The sequence below is a fragment of the Nonomuraea sp. NPDC052634 genome (assembly GCF_040678535.1).
In the GTDB taxonomy this organism is placed as follows: domain Bacteria; phylum Actinomycetota; class Actinomycetes; order Streptosporangiales; family Streptosporangiaceae; genus Nonomuraea; species Nonomuraea fastidiosa.
Window position 1 is genome coordinate 1116094 of record NZ_JBFATY010000001.1, and the last position, 19486, is coordinate 1135579.

The window sequence follows — 19486 nt, forward strand, 5'->3', positions numbered from 1 at the left end:
GCACCTCCCATGGCCGACACCTACACACCCCCGGTCACCGGAACCGGGGTCAAGGCCACCATCCAGCGCATCGGCGGCCATCTGGCCGGCATGATCATGCCGAACATCGGCGCGTTCATCGCCTGGGGTCTCATCACCGCGCTGTTCATCCCGACCGGCTGGCTGCCGAACGAGTCGCTCGCCCAGATGGTCGACCCGATCATCCGCATCCTGCTTCCGGTCCTCATCGCCTATACCGGCGGGCGGATGGTGCACGATCAGCGCGGAGCCGTCGTGGGCGCGGTCGCGGTGATGGGCGTCGTGGTGGGCACGGACAAGCCGATGTTCCTCGGCGCCATGATCATCGGCCCGCTGGCCGCGCTGGTCCTGAAATATGTGGACAAGTTCACGGAGCAGCGGACCAAGGCCGGCTTCGAGATGCTGGTCGACAACTTCTCGGCAGGCATCGTCGGCGGCGCGATGGCCATCGTCGGCTACTACGCCATCGGCCCGGTCATGCAGACCGTCACCAGCGCGGCGGGCGACGCCGTCGAATGGCTGATCACCAACAACCTGCTGCCGATCGCGTCCGTGCTCATCGAGCCGGCCAAGGTGCTGTTCCTCAACAACGCCATCAACCACGGCGTGCTCAGCCCGCTCGGCGTCGCCGAGGCGGCGGAGAGCGGCAAGTCGATCCTGTTCATGCTGGAGTCGAACCCCGGACCCGGCCTCGGCCTGCTGCTGGCGTTCCTGCTCTTCGGCCCGCGCGCCATGCGGCCCACCACCCCCGCCGCGATGATCATCCACTTCTTCGGCGGCATCCACGAGATCTACTTCCCGTACGTGCTCATGAAGCCCCGCCTGATCCTGGCCGTCATCGCGGGCGGCGCGGCCGGCGTCTTCACCTTCATGATCACCGGCGCCGGGCTGGTCGCCACCCCGTCGCCCGGCAGCATCTTCGCCTACATCGCGGTCACTCCCAAGGGCGGCTGGCTCGGCTCCAGCCTGGGGATCCTCGTGGCGACCGGCGTCTCGTTCGTCATCGCCGCACTCCTGCTCGGCTTCGGCAGGGGCGAGAAGGCCCAGCCCGGCGCGGCGCAAGAGGCCGAAATCGTAGAAACCACTCAGAAGGAGAGCTGAGCCATGGCCGGCATCGACAGCAAGGACATCCGCAAGGTCATCGTGGCCTGCGACGCGGGCATGGGCAGCAGCGTGATGCTCGCCTCCCAGCTCAAGAAGCAGCTCAAGGACACGGGCGTGACCGTGGAGCACACCCCGGTCAACAACATCCCCGAGGACGCCGACGTGATCGTCTGCCACTCCGGCCTGGCGGCCCGTGCCAGGGCGGCCGCCCCGGGTAAGGTCCTCATCCCGTTCCAGATCTTCCTCGGCGACCCGGCGGTGACCAAGCTCGTGAACACCATCAAGAACGGCGGCACGGTCGATGCGTGACGGCCTGCTCGACCCGCGGGCCGTGCTGCTGCACGAGAGCGCCCCCGACCGCACCGCGGCCATCCGCCGGTGCGGGCGGGCGCTGGTCGAGGTGGGAGCGGTCGCCGAGTCGTACGTGGAGGCGATGCTCGAACGCGAGCGCTCGATCTCCACCTACGTCGGCGAGGGCGTCGCCATCCCCCACGGCACCAACGCCTCCAAGGAGGCCGTGAAGCGCGACGCGATCTGCGTGGTGCGCTTCCCCGACGGCGTCGACTGGGACGGCGAGCAGGTGACGCTCTGCGTCGGCATCGCGGCCAAGGACGACGGGCACGTGCCGCTGCTGGCGGCGCTCGCCGAGATCCTGCTCGACCCCGGCAGGGCGCGGACATTGCGGGAGGCCACCGAGGTCTCCCAGGTGATGAAGGAGCTGACATGAAGGTCGCGCGTTTCCACGCGCCAGGCGACATCCGGATCGAAGAGGCGCCCGAGCCGGTCGCCGGTCCGGGCGAACTGAAGATCCGGGTACGCAACTGCTCGACGTGCGGCACCGACGCCAAGATCTTCAAGTTCGGCCACCACCACATCGTGCCGCCGCGCGTGATGGGCCACGAGATCGCCGGCGAGGTCGTCGACACCGGCGCGCGCGTGCAGGTGATCGCCGCCATCCCGTGCGGTACCTGCGGCGAGTGCCGGCGCGGGCGGCTCACCGTCTGCCCGAACCAGGAGTCGATGGGCTACCACTACGACGGCGGCTTCGCCGAGTACATGATCGTCCCGGCCAAGGTGCTCGCCGTCGACGGCGTCAACGCCATCCCCGACGGGGTGGGCTTCGCCGAGGCGTCGGTCGCCGAGCCGCTGGCGTGCGTGATCAACGGCCAGACGCTGGCCCGCGTGGGGCCCGGCGACGACGTCGTGGTCATGGGCGCGGGGCCCATCGGCTGCCTGCACGTCCGCCTGGCGCGGGCGCGCGGCGCCAACCGGGTGTTCCTGGTGGACGTCAACGCCGAGCGCCTGGCCATGGCCGCCGAGCTCGTACGCCCCGACGCCGCCATCGACAGCGACCCCGTCGAGCAGGTGCTGAAGCTGACCGGCGGGCGCGGCGCGGACGTCGTCATCACCGCGGCCGCCTCGGGGGCCGCCCAGGAGCAGGCGGTGCGGATGGCGGCCAGGCAGGGCCGCATCAGCTTCTTCGGCGGGCTGCCCAAGGACAACCCGATCATCTCGCTCGACTCCAACCTCGTTCACTACCGCGAGCTGACCATCGTCGGCGCGAACGGCTCCAGCCCCGCCAACAACGCCCAGGCGTTGAAGCTGGTCGCCGAAGGGTCGGTGGTGGTGTCCGACCTGATCACGCACCGGCTGCCGCTGCCGCGGGTGCTGGACGGCATCGACCTGGTCAGCCGGGGCGAGGCCATCAAGGTCACCATCGAGCCCTAGGAGGTCCTGCCATGGCACAACGTACGGTGGTCGTCGCCTCGGCCAGCGGCCTGCACGCCCGCCCCGCCAAGCTGTTCGTGCAGGCGGCGGCCAAGGCGGGCGTGCCGGTGACGATCCGCGCCGGTGACAAGGCCGTACCGGCCAAGAGCATGCTGGGCGTGCTGTCGCTGGGGGCCGTGAAGGGCACGGAGGTCACGCTGGAGGCCGACGGGCCGGGCGCCGAGGAGGCGCTGGACGCGCTGGCGGCGCTGCTGGCGCGCGACCTCGACGCGGAAGAGGCCCCCGATGCGTGACGACACCGCCCCGCCCGTCCCCGCGTCACCGTCCCCCGATGCCGGGGAGGGGGAGTGGAAAGGGAGCGCGGGGCGGCTGGCCGGGCTCGGTGTGAGCCAGGGACGGGCGGCCGGGCCGGTGCTGCGGATGGCCGGCCCGCCCGCGCTGCCCGCGCCGCGCGCCGTCGGCGACCCCTCGGCGGAGGTGGCCGCGGTCGGCAAGGCGCTGGAGGCGGTGGCCCAGGACCTGAACAGGCGGGCGGCGGAGGCCGGCGGCGAGGCGTCCGAGATCCTCGAAGCGCTCGCCATGATCTGCGAGGACCCGATGCTGCGCGAGGACGCCGAGTCCAGGGCCGCCTCGGGCGTGGACGCCGCCCACGCGCTCGACGCCGCGTTCGCCCAGCACCGCGAGGCGCTGGCCGCGCTCGGCGGCTACCTGGCAGAACGCGCCGCCGACCTCGACGACCTCAAGCACCGCGCCGTCGCGTCGGTGCTCGGTCTGCCCATGCCGGGCCTGCCCGACCCCGGCCACCCGTACGTGCTGGCCGCCGACGACCTCTCCCCCGCCGACACGGCGGGGCTGGGCGACGACGTGCTGGCGCTGGTCACCGAGCGCGGCGGGCCCACCAGCCACACCGCGATCCTGGCCCGCGCCCGGGGTCTGCCCGCCGTGGTGGCCTGCAAGGGCGTCATGGACCTTCAGGACGGCACCGTCGTCGGCGTGGACGGCACCACCGGCGAGATCGCCGTCGGCCTCACCGAGGCGGAGGCGGCCGCGGTCACCGAGGCCGAACAGGCACGCAGGGCCAGGCTCGCCGCCGGTTCAGGGCCGGGCAAGACCGCCGACGGTCACCCGGTCAGGCTGCTGCTCAACATCGGCTCGGCCGCCGACCTGCGGCCGGACGCCGAGGGTGTCGGACTGTTCAGGACGGAGTTCCTGTTCCTCGACCGTAAGCAGGCGCCGTCGCATGAGGAGCAGGTGAGCGCGTACGCCGAGGTGTTCGCGGGGAGCGGCAGCGTCATCGTGCGCACGCTCGACGCGGGCACCGACAAGCCGCTGCCCTTCCTCGGCCTGCCGCGCGAGGAGAACCCGGCGCTCGGCGTACGCGGCCTGCGCGTGGACCGGCTGCTGCCCGACGTACTCGACACCCAGCTCGACGCCATCGCCGAGGCCGCCCGCCGCACCGGCACCGAACCCTGGGTGATGGCGCCCATGGTCACCACGGTCGCGGAGGCCGGCGCGTTCGCCCGCCGCGCCAGGGCCAAGGGCATCGCCAAGGTGGGCGTCATGATCGAGGTCCCGGCGGCGGCGCTGCGCGCACACCGCCTGCTGCAGGAGGTCGACTTCCTCAGCATCGGCACCAACGACCTCGCCCAGTACACCTTCGCCGCCGACCGCCAGCACTCCGCCCTCGCCGACATCCTCGACCCGCGCCAGCCCGCGCTGCTGGAGCTGATCGCGATGTGCGCGCGGGCCGGGCAGGAGGCGGGCAAGCCGGTGGGGGTGTGCGGGGAGGCCGCGGGCGACCCGCTCCTCGCGCCGCTGCTGGTGGGGCTGGGGGTGACCAGCCTGTCCATGGCGCCGGTGTGCGTCCCCGCCGTACGGGAGGCCCTGGCCGGCCTGACGCTCGCCGAATGCCGCGAACGCGCGCGAGCCGCCCTGGAATGACCTGACCGTCCCGCCCGGTCGGCTCAAACCTGGGAGCAGGGCGGTCCGGGCGGGACGGCTCACCGTGTGAGGCGCGGCGGTCGTGGACGTCGTGGGGGGGCACGGCCACCGAAGACCGGTCAATCGGCGGACCGCTCCTTGTGATTCATGTGCGTGAGGCGTTCGGTGGCGGCCATCCAGGCCGCGAACGCCACGCACCCGCCCTCGAACGCGACCAGCCGCCCGTCCCAGGCATCGCCCGGACGCCCGGTCTTGGCCGCCGAGCGCAGCAGCGCGAGCCCGCCGACCAGGTTGGCCAGCCCCCACACCAGGTTCACGCCCGGCCCGGAGCGCCGGCCGGCGAGCGGGGTGAGGTGGCGGCGTCCCGTGGCGGCCGTGGCCAGGTGGGGTGCGCTGTTGCTCACCAGCAGCCCCGCCACGAACGACCGGGCCGCAGGCGAGAACCTCACCTGCCCACCTTCCAGCCGTGCAGCTTCATCAGCCGGGCCGCCACCCTGGCGAACCGCTCACCGTCCAGCACCGCGCCCTCGCGCCTGATGTCGTCCTCGTCGAGCTCGAAGACCCGGTCGAGGCGGACGTAGGAGACGCGGTCGTCGTTCCCCCACCGTCCCAGCTCCAGCCACTCGGGGCCGTCGTCGCCCTTGCTGGACAGCATCATGCCGAGCAACCGCCGCCCGGCACGTCCCACGACCAGCAGCGGCCGGTCCTTGCCCCGGGACGGGTCCTCCTCGTACGGCACCCACGCCCACACGATCTCCCCCGGGTCGGCCAGGCCGTCGAGGTCGGGAGAGTACGCCAGAGTGGCGGCGCCGCGCACGTCGTAGACCTCACGTACGGCGCCCCGGGCGGGGCGGGGGTCCTCACCTAGATCACGCATTGGGGGAGCTTACGGCGCGCACCCTCCGAAAATCCACCCCGCCCGCCGCACGACCACGGCATCGCCCCGGAAGCTCGCGCCCTCTGCTCGCCTGCCCGCAGGAGACGCCACGCACCGGCCCGATGACGACACCTCCGAATGGACAGGGCCTCCTGCAAGAGCCGAACCGCAACAGGCGCCGGCACGTGGCTCCCGCGCGGACAGCAGCCGACACAGTCGCAGACGTGCGGCCGACCGCCGCCACGGAACGCAGCTGCGCCGAAGGCGACCACCGATGATGCTCGCGAGCCGGGACCGTCACGGTAGCCGGGCACCGAGCAGGCGGCGCACCGCCGTCGGTGTGTGGCCGACGTGGCGGCGGATGGTCCTGGTGAGGTGGGCCTGATCGGCGAAGCCCAGGTCGGCGGCCAGCTCGGCCAGGCTCGGCGCGCCGTCTTCGAGCCGGTCGAGCGCCCTTCCGACGCGCACTCGGTTGCGGTAGTGGGTGAGGGAGACGCCCAGCTCGCGGGTGAAGGCGCGGCTGAGCGTGTAGGGGGACACGCCGAGGTAGGCCGCCAGCGACGTGAGCGTGGCGGTCTCCGGGACGTCGGCGGCGAACGCCTCACGGGCGGCCCCAACGATGCCGACCGCGTCCATCCGCCCCGCAGCCCGGGACAAAGTCACCCCCGCGTCCATCCGCCCCGCTGCCCGGGACAAAGTCACCCCCGCGTCCTTCCGTCCAGCGACCCGAGACGCGGTCACCGCGTCCTCCCTCCTTGGCGCCTGCGACGGGGTCAGTGCTGCGTGCGTCCGCCCCGCCACCTGTGCAGAGATCATCGCCGGGGCTTCGCCGCGCGGACCGGCCTGCGCGCCCGGCCCTGCGGCGGTGCGCCGGGTAGGCGCCGCTGTGACGTGGGACGGAGCGCCATCACCAGCGGACGTGGCCGGGGCGAGGGCGGCGCGGAGGAGGAGCATCAGGGTCTCGGGCAGCTCGTACGCGATGTCGCCGTCGCGGGCCGCCCTGAGGACGCGGCGGTGGGCGAGGTCGAGGCGGGCGTCCACGTAGAACGCCGGCGCCGCGAAGGCTGGGCCGGAGTCGCCGGACGTACGGGCGCCGTCGTGGAGCGGCATCGCGCTGGTGAGCGTACGCCACAAACCGGGCGACAGGGACAGGGAGGTGCAGACGTCGCCGCCCGCCGGGTGGGCGAAGCGTTCCTCTTCGCCGGGCAGCCCGATGTAGGCCATCGTCGGGTCGCTGACGACGGCCCGCCCGCGCGTCATCCGCCGGAACACGCCCCGCCGCACCAGCACCACCCGATAGCGGTCGCTCACCTCGGGAGCCGACCACCGGCGGTGATCGTCGACGCAGGTCACGACGTCGAGCCGGAACCCGGGACCGGAGGCCAGAGACACTGACGAACGCACGCCGGAAACGTTAGCCACCGCCTCCGACAATTCCGCCCCGTCGCAGCCTCGGCGGCCGTGGACGTGATCGCCGGGCTCGTGCCAAACTGGGCGGCGACACATCGACAACAGCTTGTCAGCGCCTGGTCGGTCGGTGGAGTGCGCTGGCCTGCTCGCTCGGTCGCGAGCACGGCCGGTCGTGCCTCCAGGCGGGATCGCGGTCGTGTACGCGCCGAGCCGTACACGAAAGGAACCGCATGTCCACCGACCCGTTCGGACTCACCGGCGCCGACCACTACGTCCCCGATCCGGAGCGCGACACGGCGCTGCTGCTGGACGCCTTCTACCAGCACCTCGCCACTGCACTGCCCGAGTACGCGCCTCTCACCGCCGCCATGCGGGCGCGTCAGGACGAGCTCGAAGCGGCGAACGCGCATCTGATCGTCGATGAGCCTGCCCGCCACAACCTGCGCATGACCCTGGCTCTGGTGGCCGCGTACGAGGTCCTCTCGCCCAGGCTGGGCAGGGAAGAGGCGATCGCCGCCGTACGCGCGGCCTTCATCGAACCGCTCGGCGACTCCCTCAAGGAGGGCACCCGGGCGATGCTGGACGGCGCGCAGGACGCGTTCCAGGCCATGGTGGAGCTGAGCAAGTCGCGTGAGGAGCACGCGTTCGGCAAGGGGTTCGTCTTCGCCCGGCCGGTCGACGACGGCGAGCGCTACCACGTCGAGGTGCGCCGGTGCTTCTACCACGATGTCCTGCTCGCCAACGGGGCGCCGGAGCTGACTCCGGTCATGTGCGCGTTCGACGCGAACTGGATCGAGGCCATCGCGCCCGACCGGCACGGCTTCCGATTCGAGCGCCGCACCACCATCGGGACGGGCGGTACGCACTGCCCGTTCCACTTCGTCCGCACCCGCTGAGGCCACTGTCCGAGGGCCGCAAGGATGTTCAAGACCGGGCCGCCGCTCCCCCGGCACGCTGGGCTCCATGACAGCGAACATTTCGTCCATCGTGTTCGATTGCGCCGACCCGGTCGCCCTCGCCGGCTTCTACGCCAAGGCGACCGGCTGGAAGCAGACGGGCGACGCCGATTTCGCGTCGCTCGAGGGCGGCCCGGTCTCGGTGTCGTTCCAGCGGATCGACGGCTATCAAGGGCCGGGGTGGCCGGGTGGCGGCAAGCACGCGCACCTCGACCTCACCGTGCCCGATGTCGAGGCGGCCAAGAAGGAGCTGGTCGCGCTGGGTGCGACGGTGCCGGAGTTCCAGCCTGGCGGTGACGGCTGGACGGTGCTCGTCGATCCCGAGGGGCATCCGTTCTGCATCATGGCCGCCGGTTAGACGGCACGGCCGGGCCGCTGGGGGCGGTCCCTACCCGAGCCCAGCGGCCCGGCCACCGCGCGGGCGTTCGCCCCTGTCCCAGCCGCTCGGTCGCGCGGGTGCTCGCGTCGCCGGTCAACGGCCCCGCCGCGTGCGGGCATTCGCGTTCGCCGGACGGCCGGGCAGCCGCAGCGGCCGGCCCGGCCCGTCAGGTCAGCTTCGCGAAGAACGTCCTGATGTCGTCGGCGAGCAGGTCGGGAGCCTGGACGGCGGCGTAGTGGCCGCCGCGCTCGAACTCCGACCAGTGCACGACGTTGTGCACGCGCTCGGCGTACCGCCGCACGGTCGTGTCGCCGGGGAAGACCGCGATGCCGGTCGGCGTGGGATCGGGGGCGGCGGGCGGGGCCCAGTCGGGCAGGCTCTCTTTGTACAGGCGGCCTGCCGAGCCCGCCGTGCCGGTGAACCAGTAGAGGGCGACGTTGGTGAGGATGTCGCCCGGGTCGAGCCCGCCGACGTCCCGGCCCCGGGAGGCGGACGCGTCCAGGTTCCAGGCGAGCAGCCCGGCCGGTGAGTCGGTGAGCGCGTAGGAGAGGGTCTGCGGCCTGGTGCCCTGGATGGCGGCGCGTCGAGCGCGTCCGGCCAGCGGGTGCCGGCGAGGCGCTCGCGCAGGTCGTCGAGCTCGTCCTGGGCGATGTCGAGGACGTGGTCGTCGATGAGCGATGGCATGCGCGGCAGGCTAGGAGCCCTACAGGCCACATTCCGGCCGCAATGCCACGCTCGTTCGCCGGCTGCGCCGCCGGTAGCCGGTAGCCGCTCATCCGGCGGCGAGCGATCTCACGCGCGCACCTTGCTCTAGAATTTCGTTCTGTGTCGTCAGAGTCAGCGTTCTTCACGCTCAAGCGGGACGAGTACGTCCCCGCGCCGCACGCCCGTGGTCCCTGGTCCCCCGGCATGCTGCACGGCCGGTTGCTCGGCGGTCTGGCCGCACGCGCGATCGAGCAGCGGCACGCCCGGCCTGGCCTGCGCTTCGCCCGGCTGACCGTCGATCTGTTCCGCAACAGCCCGATGCTGCCGGTCACCGTCGAGACCTCCCTGGTCAGAGACGGCCGCAGGATCCGCGTGGCGGACGCGACGATCTCCACCGCCCAGGGTGTCATCGCGCGGGCGAGTGCGGTGCTGCTGCGGGAGGGCGAGCAGCCCGGCGGTGAGCGGTCGCTGGTCACGCCCGCCTGGGACGTGCCGCCGCCCGAAGGACCGCCGGTTGAGGCGAACGGGCCGTGGACGCCGCCGTTCGACCTGTGGCGGGTGACGCAGTGGGGCGCTCCGGGGCCGGGCCGGGTGTGGATGCGCGAGCGGTTCGCGCTGGTGGACGACGAACCGCTGACCCCGATCGTACGGGCCGCGCTGGCCGCCGACTTCGCCAGCCCGCTCAGCAACTCCCAGGCCGACGGCCTGCGGTTCATCAACGCCGACTACACGCTGACCCTGGCCAGGCCGCCCGAGGGCGACCTCATCGGCATGGAGAGCACCGGCCACGTCAGCGACGGCGGCGTCGCGACCGGTCAGGTGACCGTGCACGACGCCGCCGGGCCGTTCGGCTTCTGCGTGGTGACGGCCCTCGCCAACGGCTCCGCCATGACGAAGCCGCCCAGCGCCGGGTAGCGGGCTACGCCGGACGTTCCGTGCGGTCGCCGGACCAGTCGGTGTGGAAGGTGCCCTCCTTGTCCACCCGCCGGTAGGTGTGCGCGCCGAAGTAGTCGCGCAGTCCCTGCACCAGCGCCGCCGGGAGGCGGTCGCGGCGCAGCCCGTCGTAGTAGGCCAGGGCCGAGGAGAAGCCGGGCGTCGGCACGCCGATCTGCACCGCCGTGGTGATCACGCGCCGCCACGACTCCTGGGCCGCCTCGAGCGCCCCGGCGAAGCTCGGGTCGGCGAGCAGCGTCGGCACGTTCGGGTTCGCGTCGTACGCCGCCCTGATCCGGTCGAGGAACTTGGCCCTGATGATGCAGCCGCCACGCCAGATGGTGGCCATGGCGCCGAGGTCGAGGTCCCAGCCGTACTCCTTGGAGGCGGCGGCCATCTGGTCGAAGCCCTGGGCGTACGCGACGATCTTGGAGGCGTACAGCGCCTGGCGGACGTCCTCGATCAGCTCGCGCCCGCCGACGCCGGACAGGTTCGGACCGCGCAGGGAGCGGGCGGCGGCGCGCTGCTCGGGGTGGCCGGACAGGGCGCGGGCGAACGTGGCCTCCGCGATGCCGGTCACGGGCACGCCCAGGTCGAGCGCGCTCTGCACGGTCCAGCGGCCGGTGCCCTTCTGCTCGGCCTGGTCGACCACGATGTCCACGAACGACTTGCCGGTCTCGGCGTCGACCTGGTCGAGCACCTCGGCGGTGATCTCGATCAGGTACGAGTCGAGGTCGCCCCTGTTCCACTCCCTGAAGACCTCGGCGAGCTCGGCCGGGGTGGCGCCCAGGGCCTGGCGCAGCAGGTCGTAGGACTCGGCGATGAGCTGCATGTCGGAGTATTCGATGCCGTTGTGCACCATCTTCACGAAGTGCCCGGCGCCGTCGGGACCGACGTGCACGGCACACGGCACGCCGTCGACCTTGGCCGCGATGTCCTGCAGGATCGGGCCGAGCGCCTCCCAGGACTCCTTCGACCCGCCGGGCATGATGCTCGGGCCGTTCAGCGCGCCCTCCTCGCCGCCGGAGATGCCGGTGCCGACGAAGTGCAGGCCGCGCTCGCGCAGCGCGGCCTCGCGGCGGCGGGTGTCCTCGTAATGCGCGTTGCCGCCGTCGACGATCATGTCGCCCGGCTCCATCAGCTCGGCGAGCTGCTCGATCACCGCGTCGGTGCCGGCGCCGGCCTTCACCATGATGATCGCCCGGCGTGGCCGCTTCAGCGAGGCAACGAAGTCGGCCATCTCCTTCGCGGGCACGAACGCGCCCTCGTCACCGAACTCCTTCACGAGTTGCTCGGTGCGGCCGTAGGAACGGTTGTGCACGGCGACGGTGTAGCCGTGCCTCGCCAGGTTCCTGGCCAGGTTACGCCCCATGGTCGCCAGGCCGGTGACGCCGATGTCTGCCAAGTCCATTAGTCAGCTCCTCTGTGGGGAATACGCAACATCAAGCCCGGCGGTTCGCGGGGATATTCCCGTCAGTCGCTCTGGCGCACACCGAGCTCGTCGAGCCGGTCCAGCATGTCCGCCGGGTCGGCGTACACCCGGAAGGCCCCCGCACGCTCCAGCTCGTCCCTGCCATACCCGCCGGACAGCACCCCGATGCCGAGCGCCCCCGCCCGGCGGGCGGCGAGCAGGTCCCAGACGCTGTCGCCCACCACCATGGCGTGCGTGGGATCGACGCCGGCCAAGGCCGCGCCCGCGAGGAACAGGTCGGGGTCGGGCTTGGCCCTGCGCACCATGTCGCGGGTGACCATCGGCGTGTCATCAGGGAGCCCGAGCAGGCCCAGCGCGAGCCGGGCGGTGCGGGCGTAGCCGCTGGTGCAGATGGCCCACGGCACGCCCCGCTCGGTCAGCTCGCCCAGCAGCTCGACCGCGCCGGGCAGCGGCCTGACGGAGTGTGCCTGCTGCTCGTACGCCTCGGCGTGGTGGGTCTGCAGCTCGTCGATCTGCTCTCTGGACAGCTTGAGCCCGGTCTCGCGCAGCAGCGCGCTGACGAACAATCCGCCGCTCATGCCGATGCGCCGGTGGATCCGCCATACGGACAGGTCGATGCCCATCCCGGACAGCGCCTGCCGCCAGGCCACCACGTGCTGGTAGACGCTGTCGATCAGGGTGCCGTCGAGGTCGAACAGAAACGCCGGGGTGGGAGCCTGCGGGAAGTCACGCATGCGTCCATGACACCATGGCCGACATGCGGATCATCATCGCGGGTGGACACGGGAAGATCGCGCTGCGGCTGGCGGTCCGGCTCGCGCCGGAGTCTCAGGCGGTCGGCCTGGTACGCAACCCGGCGCACGTCGCCGACGTCGAGGCCGCCGGGGGCCAGGGCGTGGTGTGCGACCTGGAGCGCGCGGGCGTCGATGAGGTCACCGGGATCGTCGAGGGGGCCGACGCCGTGGTGTTCGCGGCCGGGGCCGGTCCGGGCAGCGGGGCGGCGCGCAAGGACACCGTCGATCGGGCCGCCTCCGTGCTGATGGCCGACGCCGCGGAACGGGCCGGGGTACGGCGCTTCGTCCAGATCTCCGCCATGGGTACGGGCAAGCCGCCCGCGCCGGGCAGCGACGAGGTGTGGGCCGCCTACATCAAGGCCAAGACCGAGGCCGAGGAGGACCTGCGCCGCCGCGACCTCGACTGGACGATCCTGCGGCCCGGCCGCCTCACCGACGAGCCGGGCACGGGCCGGGTGCTGCTGGCCCCCGAGGTGCCGCGGGGCGCGGTGCCGCGCGACGACGTGGCGGCCGTCATCGTCGCCCTGCTGGCGAGTCCGGGAACGGCCGGTCGCACGCTCGAACTCGTCTCCGGCGACACCCCCATCGGGGAGGCCGTCGCAGCCCTGTAAGCCGTCCGGCACGCCCCGGCTGGGGCGGCCGATGAACCGGGAGTCCCCCGGCGGTTGCGTGCTCAGCCGGGGAAGACGGCGGCCAGCTCGGGGATGCGGGCGCGGTAGCCGTCGAGCAGCTTGTGCGCCGTCGGCACCGAGTCGACCAGCGGGTGCAGCGCGAACGCGGCGACCGCGAGTCGCGACGACCCGGTGAGCGCGGCCTGGATGGCGGTCTGCTCCACCTCCTTGACCTGCTGCATGAGCCCGAGGAAGCGGCCGGGCAGCGGCCTGGTGGCCAGGGGACGGACGCCGGAGCCGTCCACCGCGCAGGGGATCTCGACGACGGCGTCGTCGGGCAGGCCCGGCACGGCCGAGCCGTTGCGCACGTTGAGGATCATCGTCGAGGGCTCTCCTCTGGAGATGGCGGCCATGAGGGCGAGCGCGATGCCCTCGTACCCGCCGGCCTCCAGGTCCTCGGCCGAGCGCTCGCCGGCGTCGGCGGCCTCGCGCGCCTCCGCCATGTACGACTCGTCGCGCTCCTTGCGGGCCAGCCGCCAGGCGTTCAGCGCGTCCTCCGGCCGCTCGCGCACGGCGGCGTAGAAGCGTTCCTGCTGCTCCAGCAGCGCCTCGCCGCGGGTGCGCCCGGCGCCGGCGGCCACCGCCTGCCGGGAGAAGTAGTAGTAGTACAGGTACTCGTTGGGCAGCGCGCCGAGCACCCGCACCCAGTCGGGGCCGAGCAGCCTGGCCTCCTCCACCCGGTGCAGCGCGGCGTCGTCGGCGAGCAGGTCGGGCAGCACGTCCCGGCCGTCGTGCTGGAGCCCGCGCAGCCAGCCGAGGTGGTTGAGGCCGACGTAGTCGGGCGAGACGCGGGCGGGGTCGAGCCCGAGCGCGCCGGTCGCCCGCCTGATGAGCCCGATGGGCGAGTCGCAGATGCCGATGACGCGGTCGCCGAGCACGCCGCGCATGGCCTCGGTGATCATGCCGGCCGGGTTGGTGAAGTTGATGACCCACGCCTTGGGCGCGCGGGCGGCGACGCGTTCGGCCACCCGTACGGCGACGGGCACGGTGCGCAGCCCGTACGCGATGCCGCCTGGGCCGGTGGTCTCCTGGCCGACCAGGCCGAGTTCGAGCGCCACCCGCTCGTCGGCGGTGCGCCCGGCCAGGCCGCCCACGCGGATGGCGGAGAAGACGAAGTCGGCTCCGGTGAGCGCCTCGTCGAGGTCGGTGGTGACGCGCACGCGAGGCGGGTCGTCGTGCCCCGCGGCCTGGCCGCGCAGCACGTGGGAGATCGCCTCAAGCCGTTCGGGCGAGACGTCGTAGAGCACCACCTCCTCCACCCGGGGCTTGGCGGTGTCGCGCAGCAGCGCGCCGTAGACGAGCGGGACGCGAAAGCCCCCGCCGCCGAGTACGGCCAGTCTCATCCTCAGCCTTTCACGTGAGCAGCACTTCGACGCCGGCGGCGGCGCAGGCGCGCAGCGTCGCCTCGTCGGCGCCTTCGTTCGTGACCAGCACATCGACGTCCTCAGGACCGCACACGCGCAGCGCGCCGGTGCCGGGGAACTTGTGCCGGTCCGCAAGCAGCACCACCTGCCCGGCGGCGGCGATCATGGCCCGTTTGAGCGGCACCTCGGCGAGCGTGGTGTCCACGAGCTGCCCGTCCGGACGTACGCCGCTCGCCCCGAGGAACACCCGGTCGGCGACGACCTGGGCGAGCGCCGCCTCGGTCAGCACGCCGACGAGCGAGTGGTAGGGCCGGCGCACCATGCCGCCGAGGAGCAGCAGCTCGACGGCGGGGTCGGAGCGCAGCACGTCGAGCACGGCCAGGCTGGAGGTGACCACGGTGACGCGGCGGCCGCGCAGCTTGCGCGCCAGCCGCATGGTGGTCGTGCCGATGTCGAGCAGGACGACGTCGCCGTCGCCGACCAGCTCGGCCGCGCGGGCGGCCACGGCCTCCTTGTCCTGCTCGTCGGTGGCCGCGACCTCGGAGAACGGCCGGTCGGCGTCGGCGTCGACGGTGGCCAGGGCGCCGCCCCTGACGCGCCGCAGGGTGCCGTCGCGGTCGAGCACCTCGAGGTCCCTGCGGATGGTGGACGGGCTCACGCCGAGCTGACTGGCGAGATCGCGCACGCTCGTGGCGCCCGAGTCGCGGACGCGGCGCATGATCTCGGCATGCCGGAGGCGCTGGAGCACGCCGGGAGTCTAACATTCAAAAACGCGCAGAAGTAAGCAACTTGCGCCAAACGAGTGCGCGAGCACTTGCAGAGTGCGAGCAAACGTGCAAGATTGCGCAGAACCTGGTGTGTCGAGGAGGACTTATTCCCGTGTCTGTCCAGGCGTACGACCCTCTTGCCGGTGAGCGCAGCCCCGATGCCCCGCAGTTCGATGTCTTCCTGGCGGGCACCGTCTTTCTCGACATCATCTTCACCGGCCTGCCCGCCATGCCCGCGGCGGGCACCGAGATCTGGGCCGAGGGCATGGGTTCGTGCCCCGGCGGCATCGCCAACCTGGCCATCGCGACGAGCCGGCTCGGGCTGCGCACGTCGCTGGCGGCCGCGTTCGGCGATGACGACTACGGCGACTTCTGCTGGCGCACCCTCGAGGAGCAGGAGTCGGTGGACCTGTCGCGCTCGCGCCGCTTCGAGCACTGGCACTCGCCGGTGACGGTGTCGATGGCCGTGCACCGCGACCGCAGCATGGTGACCCACGGGCATCCCGCGCCGATGCCGGCCAACGAGATGATCGGCAAGCCGCCGCGTTCGCGCGCGGTGATCGCGACGCTGTCGCCCGACGAGCCGCTCGGCTCGCCCGACGCGCCGTGCTCGTGGGCGGAGCTGGCCTCCCGCGACGGCGCGCTGATCTTCGCCGACGTGGGCTGGGACCCGTCGGGCGCCTGGTCGCGCTCGGTGCTCGACCAGCTCGAGTACTGCCACGCGTTCATGCCGAACGCGACCGAGGCGATGGCCTACACCGGTACGGAGACGCCGCGCGACGCGCTGTACGCGATCGCCGACAAGGTGCCCCTGGCCGTGGTGACCGACGGCGCCAACGGGGCGATGGCGATCGACTCCACGACGGGCGAGGAGGCGTTCGTGCCGGCGCCCCGGGTGACGGCGCTCGACCCGACCGGCGCGGGGGACGTGTTCGGCGCCGGACTCGTGCTCGGTACGCTGTGTCGCTGGCCGCTCGACGACCGGCTGGCGTTCGCCGAGCTGTGCGCCGGGCTCGCGGTGCAGCAGTTCGGCGGCTCGCTGGCCGCGCCGGGCTGGGGCGACATCGCCGACTGGTGGCACGAGGTGCGCGAGGCCGCCCCGCACGGCGGCGCGTACGGCAGCTCGCTGGCCCGCCGCTACGCCTTCCTCGACCGGCTGGTGCCCACCGACCCGGTGGGAGCGGTGCGCCGGGCCGCCGCCACCATCGCCCGGTACGCCGACGTGGGCATGGCACCCCCCGCTTCCGGGCAGCGGCCGGAAGCGCCGCGACCCTCGCCCGAGGGTGACGAACCGGACACGCCTCGCGCCCCTGTCCAGAAGGAGTAACGCATGACCGCCCCGACGCGACGACCGCGCGGTTCGAGAGCCTTCGCCCTGCTCGCCGCCGGCGCTCTGACCCTCACCGGGGTTCTGGCCGGGTGCGCGCCCGGCTCCTCCGCCCCTCCCGCCTCGTCGCCGCCGCAGCCGTCGGCCTCGGCGGTGCGCACCGACCCCGCCCAGCTGGGCCAGGTCACGCTGACCGTGTGGGACCAGGAGGTGCGCGGCGGCCAGGCGGCGCAGATGGAGCGGCTCAACAAGGCGTTCCAGGAGAAGTACCCCAACATCAAGCTCAACCGGGTCTCCCGCTCGTTCGACGACCTCAACACCACGCTGCGCCTGGCGCTGAGCGGCAACGAGCCGCCCGACGTGGTGGAGGCCAACAACGGCCGCTCGTCGATGGGCGCGTTCGTCAAGGCGGGGCAGCTGCTGCCGCTGGACGCCTACGCCGACGCCTACGGGTGGAAGCAGCGCTACCCTGAGTCGGTGCTGCGCTACTCGCGCTACACCGCCGACGGCAAGGTGTTCGGCGAGGGCAACCTGTACGGTCTGCCGCAGGTCGGCGAGGTCGTCGGCATCTTCTACAACAAGGCCAAGCTCGGCAAGCTGGGCCTGAAGCCGCCGGCGACGTGGGCCGAGTTCGAGTCGGCGCTGGAGACGGCGAAGGCGAAGGGCGAGGTGCCGCTGCAGTTCGGCAACCTCGACAAGTGGCCGGCGGTGCACGTGTTCGGCACCGTGCAGGGCCGCGAGGTGCCGAAGGAGCAGATCAGCACGCTGGCCTTCGGCAAGAAGGGCGCGTCCTGGACCTCGCCGGAGAACCTCAAGGCCGCCGAGCAGCTGGTGAGCTGGGTGGACAAGGGCTACTTCGCCAAGGGCTTCAACGGGCAGGGCTACGACGCCTCCTGGCAGGCGTTCGGCAAGGGCGAGGGCGTGTTCCTCATCGCCGGCACGTGGCTGCTCGCCGACCTGGACAAGGCGCTCGGCTCCGACCTGGGCTTCATGCTGCCGCCGGGCGCGACGGCCGACGCCCCGCCGGTGGCGACGGGCGGCACGGGGCTGCCGTTCGCGGTGACGTCCAAGAGCAGGAACCCGGACGCGGCGGCGGCGTACATCGACTTCATCACCAGCGCCGACGCCATGAAGGTGCTGACCGAGACCGGTAACCTGCCGGTCGCCGACACCTCCGCGCAGAGCGTGAAGGAGGGTCCGCAGCAGGACGTGTTCACCGCGTTCGGCACGGCCACCGAGAAGGACGGGCTGGTGCCCTACCTCGACTACGCCACCCCGACGTTCGCCGACACGCTGGGCGCGGCGCTGCAGGACCTCCTCGCCAAGAAGGCCACGCCGCAGGAGTTCCTGGAGAAGCTGGAGAAGGACTACACCTCGTTCGTCGAGAGCAACGGAGGATGACCCGACCGCCCGGGGAACCCCGCCGCGTCGCCTACCTCTACCTGCTGCCCGCCTTCGTGATCTATGCGGCGTTCCTGCTGTTCCCGATCGGGCGGGCCGTGCAGTTCTCCCTGTACGACTGGGACGGGCTGTCGGTCGGCACCTGGGCGGGGCTGGACAACTACCTCGCGATCGTGACCGACGAGGGGCTGCGCGCGGCGTTCGCGCACGCGCTGGTGCTCGTCGTCTTCTACGCGGTGTTCCCGCTGGTCATCGGTCTCGCGCTGGCCGCGATCCTGAACCACGCCAAGGTGCGCGGCCTCGGCTTCTTCCGCACGGTGGTGTTCCTTCCGCAGGTCATCGCGATGGTCGTGGTGGCGGTGGCCTGGCGGCGCGTGTACGCCCCCGACGGCTCGCTCAACTCCCTGCTCAGCGCGCTCGGGCTGGACTCGCTGACCCGCGGCTGGCTGGGCGACTACACGTTCGCGCTGCCCGCCGTGGGCGTGGTGGGCACCTGGTTCGAGACGGGCCTGGTGACGGTGCTGCTGCTGGCCGGGATGAGCCGGGTGCCGTCGGAGCTGTACGAGGCGGCCCGCCTCGACGGCGCGGGCGCGGTGCGCGAGTTCTTCGCGGTCACGCTGCCGTCGGTGCGCGCGGAGATCGCGGTGGCGCTGACGCTGACGGTGATCGCCGCGCTGCGCACCTTCGACCTGGTGTACGTCACCACCCGCGGCGGGCCCGGCGACTCCACCTCGGTGCCGTCGTACGAGGTCTACCACCGGGCCTTCGGCCTGGGGCAGGTCGGCTCGGCGGCGGCCATCGGGGTCACGCTGACCGTGCTGATCTTCATCGTGTCGTTCGGGGTCAACCGCTTCGCGGACAGGAGGCTGTCGTGATCTCGCGCGGTGAGCGGGTGGCGAACTACGTCATCCTGACGGTGTTCGCCGCGTTCGCGCTCTACCCGATCGTGGTGATCCTGTCGGCGGCGCTCGGCCCGGCCGACAGCGGCGGCACGTCCGGCCTGGGGAACTTCGCGGCGGCGTGGGAGATCGGCCGGTTCGACTCCTATCTGCGCACCAGCCTCGCGGTGTCGGCGTTCGTGGTGGTCGTCAGCGTGATTTTGTCGATCATGAGCGGGTACGCCTTCGGCACCATGCGTTTTCGCGGCCGTACGGTGCTGTTCTACCTGTTCATGCTGGGCATCATGATGCCGAGCGAGGCGGTGGCGGTGCCGCTCTACTTCGATCTGCGCTCGCTGGGGCTCATCGACACGTTCTGGTCGATCACGCTGCCGCAGGTCGCGCTGTCGGTGGCGTTCGGGACGTTCTGGATGCGCGCCTACTTCCTGACCTCCAGCCGGGCGATCGTGGAGGCGGCCCGCATCGACGGCGCGTCGAGCTGGCGCATCCTGTGGCAGGTGCTGCTGCCGCCCGCCAGGCCCGCGGTGGTCACGCTGACGCTGCTGGTGTTCATGTGGACGTGGAACGAGTTCCTCATCCCGCTGATCATGGTGACCAGCGAGTCGCTGCGCACCGCGCCGCTCGGCCTGGCGTTCTTCCAGGGGCAGTACACCTCCGGCTTCACGCTGCTCGCGGCCGGATCGGTCATCGTCGCCACGCCCGTCGTCGTCTTCTACCTGTTCCTCCAGCGCCACTTCGTCCGCGGACTGCTCCAGGGGGCGGTCCGCGAGTAACCCCCCG

21 protein-coding genes are annotated in these 19486 nt (G+C 72.3%); 14 read left to right on the forward strand and 7 right to left on the reverse strand.

Annotated features, from left to right (window positions below; genetic code table 11):
• Positions 1-9: 9 nt before the first annotated feature.
• Genes AB0K67_RS05265 through ptsP form a run of 6 tightly spaced genes read left to right on the forward strand, consistent with a single transcriptional unit; the run spans position 10 to position 4791 of the window.
• Positions 10-1119, forward strand: coding sequence for a PTS mannitol transporter subunit IICB (locus tag AB0K67_RS05265; RefSeq protein ID WP_364053172.1), 1110 nt, complete (start codon positions 10-12; stop codon positions 1117-1119).
• Positions 1120-1122: 3 nt separating this feature from the next.
• Positions 1123-1431 carry a PTS lactose transporter subunit IIB gene (locus tag AB0K67_RS05270; RefSeq protein ID WP_364053175.1) on the forward strand — a complete coding sequence of 103 codons (309 nt, stop codon included), beginning with the start codon at positions 1123-1125 and terminating at the stop codon, positions 1429-1431.
• Complete coding sequence (locus AB0K67_RS05275; RefSeq protein ID WP_364053178.1) at positions 1424-1849, forward strand: PTS sugar transporter subunit IIA; 426 nt, start codon at positions 1424-1426, stop codon at positions 1847-1849. Before AB0K67_RS05270 ends, AB0K67_RS05275 begins: the two co-directional genes overlap by 8 nt.
• Positions 1846-2850 carry a zinc-dependent dehydrogenase gene (locus AB0K67_RS05280; protein ID WP_364053181.1) on the forward strand — a complete coding sequence of 335 codons (1005 nt, stop codon included), beginning with the start codon at positions 1846-1848 and terminating at the stop codon, positions 2848-2850. The genes AB0K67_RS05275 and AB0K67_RS05280 overlap by 4 nt, the downstream gene beginning before the upstream one ends.
• 11 nt (positions 2851-2861) lie before the next feature.
• A complete protein-coding gene (locus AB0K67_RS05285) occupies positions 2862-3143 on the forward strand; it encodes an HPr family phosphocarrier protein (RefSeq protein ID WP_364053184.1) in 282 nt (93 codons plus the stop codon).
• Positions 3136-4791: a phosphoenolpyruvate--protein phosphotransferase gene (ptsP, locus tag AB0K67_RS05290; RefSeq protein ID WP_364053187.1), complete on the forward strand. Its 1656-nt coding sequence runs from the start codon at positions 3136-3138 to the stop codon at positions 4789-4791. Before AB0K67_RS05285 ends, ptsP begins: the two co-directional genes overlap by 8 nt.
• Before the next feature lie 119 nt (positions 4792-4910).
• On the opposite strand, the gene AB0K67_RS05295 is transcribed toward ptsP, so the two are convergent.
• From AB0K67_RS05295 to AB0K67_RS05305, 3 genes are all read right to left on the reverse strand, one after another.
• Positions 4911-5240, reverse strand: a complete 330-nt coding sequence (locus AB0K67_RS05295) for a hypothetical protein (protein ID WP_364053190.1) — start codon at positions 5238-5240, stop codon at positions 4911-4913.
• A complete protein-coding gene (locus tag AB0K67_RS05300; RefSeq protein ID WP_364053193.1) occupies positions 5237-5668 on the reverse strand; it encodes a type II toxin-antitoxin system PemK/MazF family toxin in 432 nt (143 codons plus the stop codon). The genes AB0K67_RS05295 and AB0K67_RS05300 overlap by 4 nt, the downstream gene beginning before the upstream one ends.
• Before the next feature lie 297 nt (positions 5669-5965).
• A complete protein-coding gene (locus tag AB0K67_RS05305) occupies positions 5966-7072 on the reverse strand; it encodes an AraC family transcriptional regulator (RefSeq protein ID WP_364053196.1) in 1107 nt (368 codons plus the stop codon).
• A gap of 236 nt (positions 7073-7308) precedes the next feature.
• Between AB0K67_RS05305 and AB0K67_RS05310 the strand changes: the two genes are divergently transcribed.
• The 3 genes from AB0K67_RS05310 to AB0K67_RS05320 all read left to right on the forward strand — a co-directional run bounded on the left by AB0K67_RS05310 (position 7309) and on the right by AB0K67_RS05320 (position 10033).
• Positions 7309-7974 carry an L-2-amino-thiazoline-4-carboxylic acid hydrolase gene (locus AB0K67_RS05310; protein WP_364053199.1) on the forward strand — a complete coding sequence of 222 codons (666 nt, stop codon included), beginning with the start codon at positions 7309-7311 and terminating at the stop codon, positions 7972-7974.
• Between the two features lie 67 nt (positions 7975-8041).
• Positions 8042-8392, forward strand: a complete 351-nt coding sequence (locus AB0K67_RS05315) for a VOC family protein (RefSeq protein ID WP_364053202.1) — start codon at positions 8042-8044, stop codon at positions 8390-8392.
• An 846-nt stretch (positions 8393-9238) separates the two neighbouring features.
• Positions 9239-10033, forward strand: a complete 795-nt coding sequence (locus tag AB0K67_RS05320; protein ID WP_364053205.1) for a thioesterase family protein — start codon at positions 9239-9241, stop codon at positions 10031-10033.
• Positions 10034-10037: 4 nt separating this feature from the next.
• Here AB0K67_RS05320 and gndA read toward each other — a convergent pair whose 3' ends face one another.
• Positions 10038-11462: an NADP-dependent phosphogluconate dehydrogenase gene (gndA, locus tag AB0K67_RS05325; protein ID WP_364053208.1), complete on the reverse strand. Its 1425-nt coding sequence runs from the start codon at positions 11460-11462 to the stop codon at positions 10038-10040.
• Positions 11463-11524: 62 nt separating this feature from the next.
• Complete coding sequence (locus AB0K67_RS05330) at positions 11525-12217, reverse strand: HAD family hydrolase (protein ID WP_364053211.1); 693 nt, start codon at positions 12215-12217, stop codon at positions 11525-11527.
• A 23-nt stretch (positions 12218-12240) separates the two neighbouring features.
• Between AB0K67_RS05330 and AB0K67_RS05335 the strand changes: the two genes are divergently transcribed.
• Complete coding sequence (locus AB0K67_RS05335) at positions 12241-12888, forward strand: SDR family oxidoreductase (protein WP_364053214.1); 648 nt, start codon at positions 12241-12243, stop codon at positions 12886-12888.
• A 62-nt stretch (positions 12889-12950) separates the two neighbouring features.
• Here the strand turns inward: AB0K67_RS05335 and AB0K67_RS05340 are convergent, their stop codons facing one another.
• Together AB0K67_RS05340 and AB0K67_RS05345 are read right to left on the reverse strand one after the other, a co-directional pair.
• The gene (locus AB0K67_RS05340; protein ID WP_364053216.1) at positions 12951-14291 is read right to left on the reverse strand and encodes a 6-phospho-beta-glucosidase; all 1341 of its coding nucleotides are present in this window, start codon (positions 14289-14291) and stop codon (positions 12951-12953) included.
• Between the two features lie 10 nt (positions 14292-14301).
• Positions 14302-15060: a DeoR/GlpR family DNA-binding transcription regulator gene (locus tag AB0K67_RS05345; protein WP_364053218.1), complete on the reverse strand. Its 759-nt coding sequence runs from the start codon at positions 15058-15060 to the stop codon at positions 14302-14304.
• 131 nt (positions 15061-15191) lie between these two features.
• On the opposite strand from AB0K67_RS05345, the gene AB0K67_RS05350 reads away from it, so the two are divergent.
• From AB0K67_RS05350 to AB0K67_RS05365, 4 genes are read left to right on the forward strand one after another with little or no spacing between them, the layout of a single operon-like run.
• Complete coding sequence (locus AB0K67_RS05350) at positions 15192-16406, forward strand: PfkB family carbohydrate kinase (protein ID WP_364053221.1); 1215 nt, start codon at positions 15192-15194, stop codon at positions 16404-16406.
• 3 nt (positions 16407-16409) lie between these two features.
• The gene (locus tag AB0K67_RS05355; RefSeq protein WP_364053225.1) at positions 16410-17807 is read left to right on the forward strand and encodes an extracellular solute-binding protein; all 1398 of its coding nucleotides are present in this window, start codon (positions 16410-16412) and stop codon (positions 17805-17807) included.
• Positions 17804-18682: a sugar ABC transporter permease gene (locus tag AB0K67_RS05360; protein ID WP_364053228.1), complete on the forward strand. Its 879-nt coding sequence runs from the start codon at positions 17804-17806 to the stop codon at positions 18680-18682. The genes AB0K67_RS05355 and AB0K67_RS05360 overlap by 4 nt, the downstream gene beginning before the upstream one ends.
• Positions 18679-19479: a carbohydrate ABC transporter permease gene (locus AB0K67_RS05365; protein WP_364053231.1), complete on the forward strand. Its 801-nt coding sequence runs from the start codon at positions 18679-18681 to the stop codon at positions 19477-19479. Before AB0K67_RS05360 ends, AB0K67_RS05365 begins: the two co-directional genes overlap by 4 nt.
• Positions 19480-19486 lie beyond the last annotated feature (7 nt).

Coding starts and splice junctions, on each gene's coding strand:
- AB0K67_RS05265 (WP_364053172.1), top strand. CDS start 10: ATGGCCGACACCTACACACCCCCGGTCACCGGAACCGGGGTCAAGGCC.
- AB0K67_RS05270 (WP_364053175.1), top strand. CDS start 1,123: ATGGCCGGCATCGACAGCAAGGACATCCGCAAGGTCATCGTGGCCTGC.
- AB0K67_RS05275 (WP_364053178.1), top strand. CDS start 1,424: ATGCGTGACGGCCTGCTCGACCCGCGGGCCGTGCTGCTGCACGAGAGC.
- AB0K67_RS05280 (WP_364053181.1), top strand. CDS start 1,846: ATGAAGGTCGCGCGTTTCCACGCGCCAGGCGACATCCGGATCGAAGAG.
- AB0K67_RS05285 (WP_364053184.1), top strand. CDS start 2,862: ATGGCACAACGTACGGTGGTCGTCGCCTCGGCCAGCGGCCTGCACGCC.
- ptsP (WP_364053187.1), top strand. CDS start 3,136: ATGCGTGACGACACCGCCCCGCCCGTCCCCGCGTCACCGTCCCCCGAT.
- AB0K67_RS05300 (WP_364053193.1), bottom strand. CDS start 5,668: ATGCGTGATCTAGGTGAGGACCCCCGCCCCGCCCGGGGCGCCGTACGT.
- AB0K67_RS05310 (WP_364053199.1), top strand. CDS start 7,309: ATGTCCACCGACCCGTTCGGACTCACCGGCGCCGACCACTACGTCCCC.
- AB0K67_RS05315 (WP_364053202.1), top strand. CDS start 8,042: ATGACAGCGAACATTTCGTCCATCGTGTTCGATTGCGCCGACCCGGTC.
- gndA (WP_364053208.1), bottom strand. CDS start 11,462: ATGGACTTGGCAGACATCGGCGTCACCGGCCTGGCGACCATGGGGCGT.
- AB0K67_RS05330 (WP_364053211.1), bottom strand. CDS start 12,217: ATGCGTGACTTCCCGCAGGCTCCCACCCCGGCGTTTCTGTTCGACCTC.
- AB0K67_RS05335 (WP_364053214.1), top strand. CDS start 12,241: ATGCGGATCATCATCGCGGGTGGACACGGGAAGATCGCGCTGCGGCTG.
- AB0K67_RS05340 (WP_364053216.1), bottom strand. CDS start 14,291: ATGAGACTGGCCGTACTCGGCGGCGGGGGCTTTCGCGTCCCGCTCGTC.
- AB0K67_RS05355 (WP_364053225.1), top strand. CDS start 16,410: ATGACCGCCCCGACGCGACGACCGCGCGGTTCGAGAGCCTTCGCCCTG.
- AB0K67_RS05360 (WP_364053228.1), top strand. CDS start 17,804: ATGACCCGACCGCCCGGGGAACCCCGCCGCGTCGCCTACCTCTACCTG.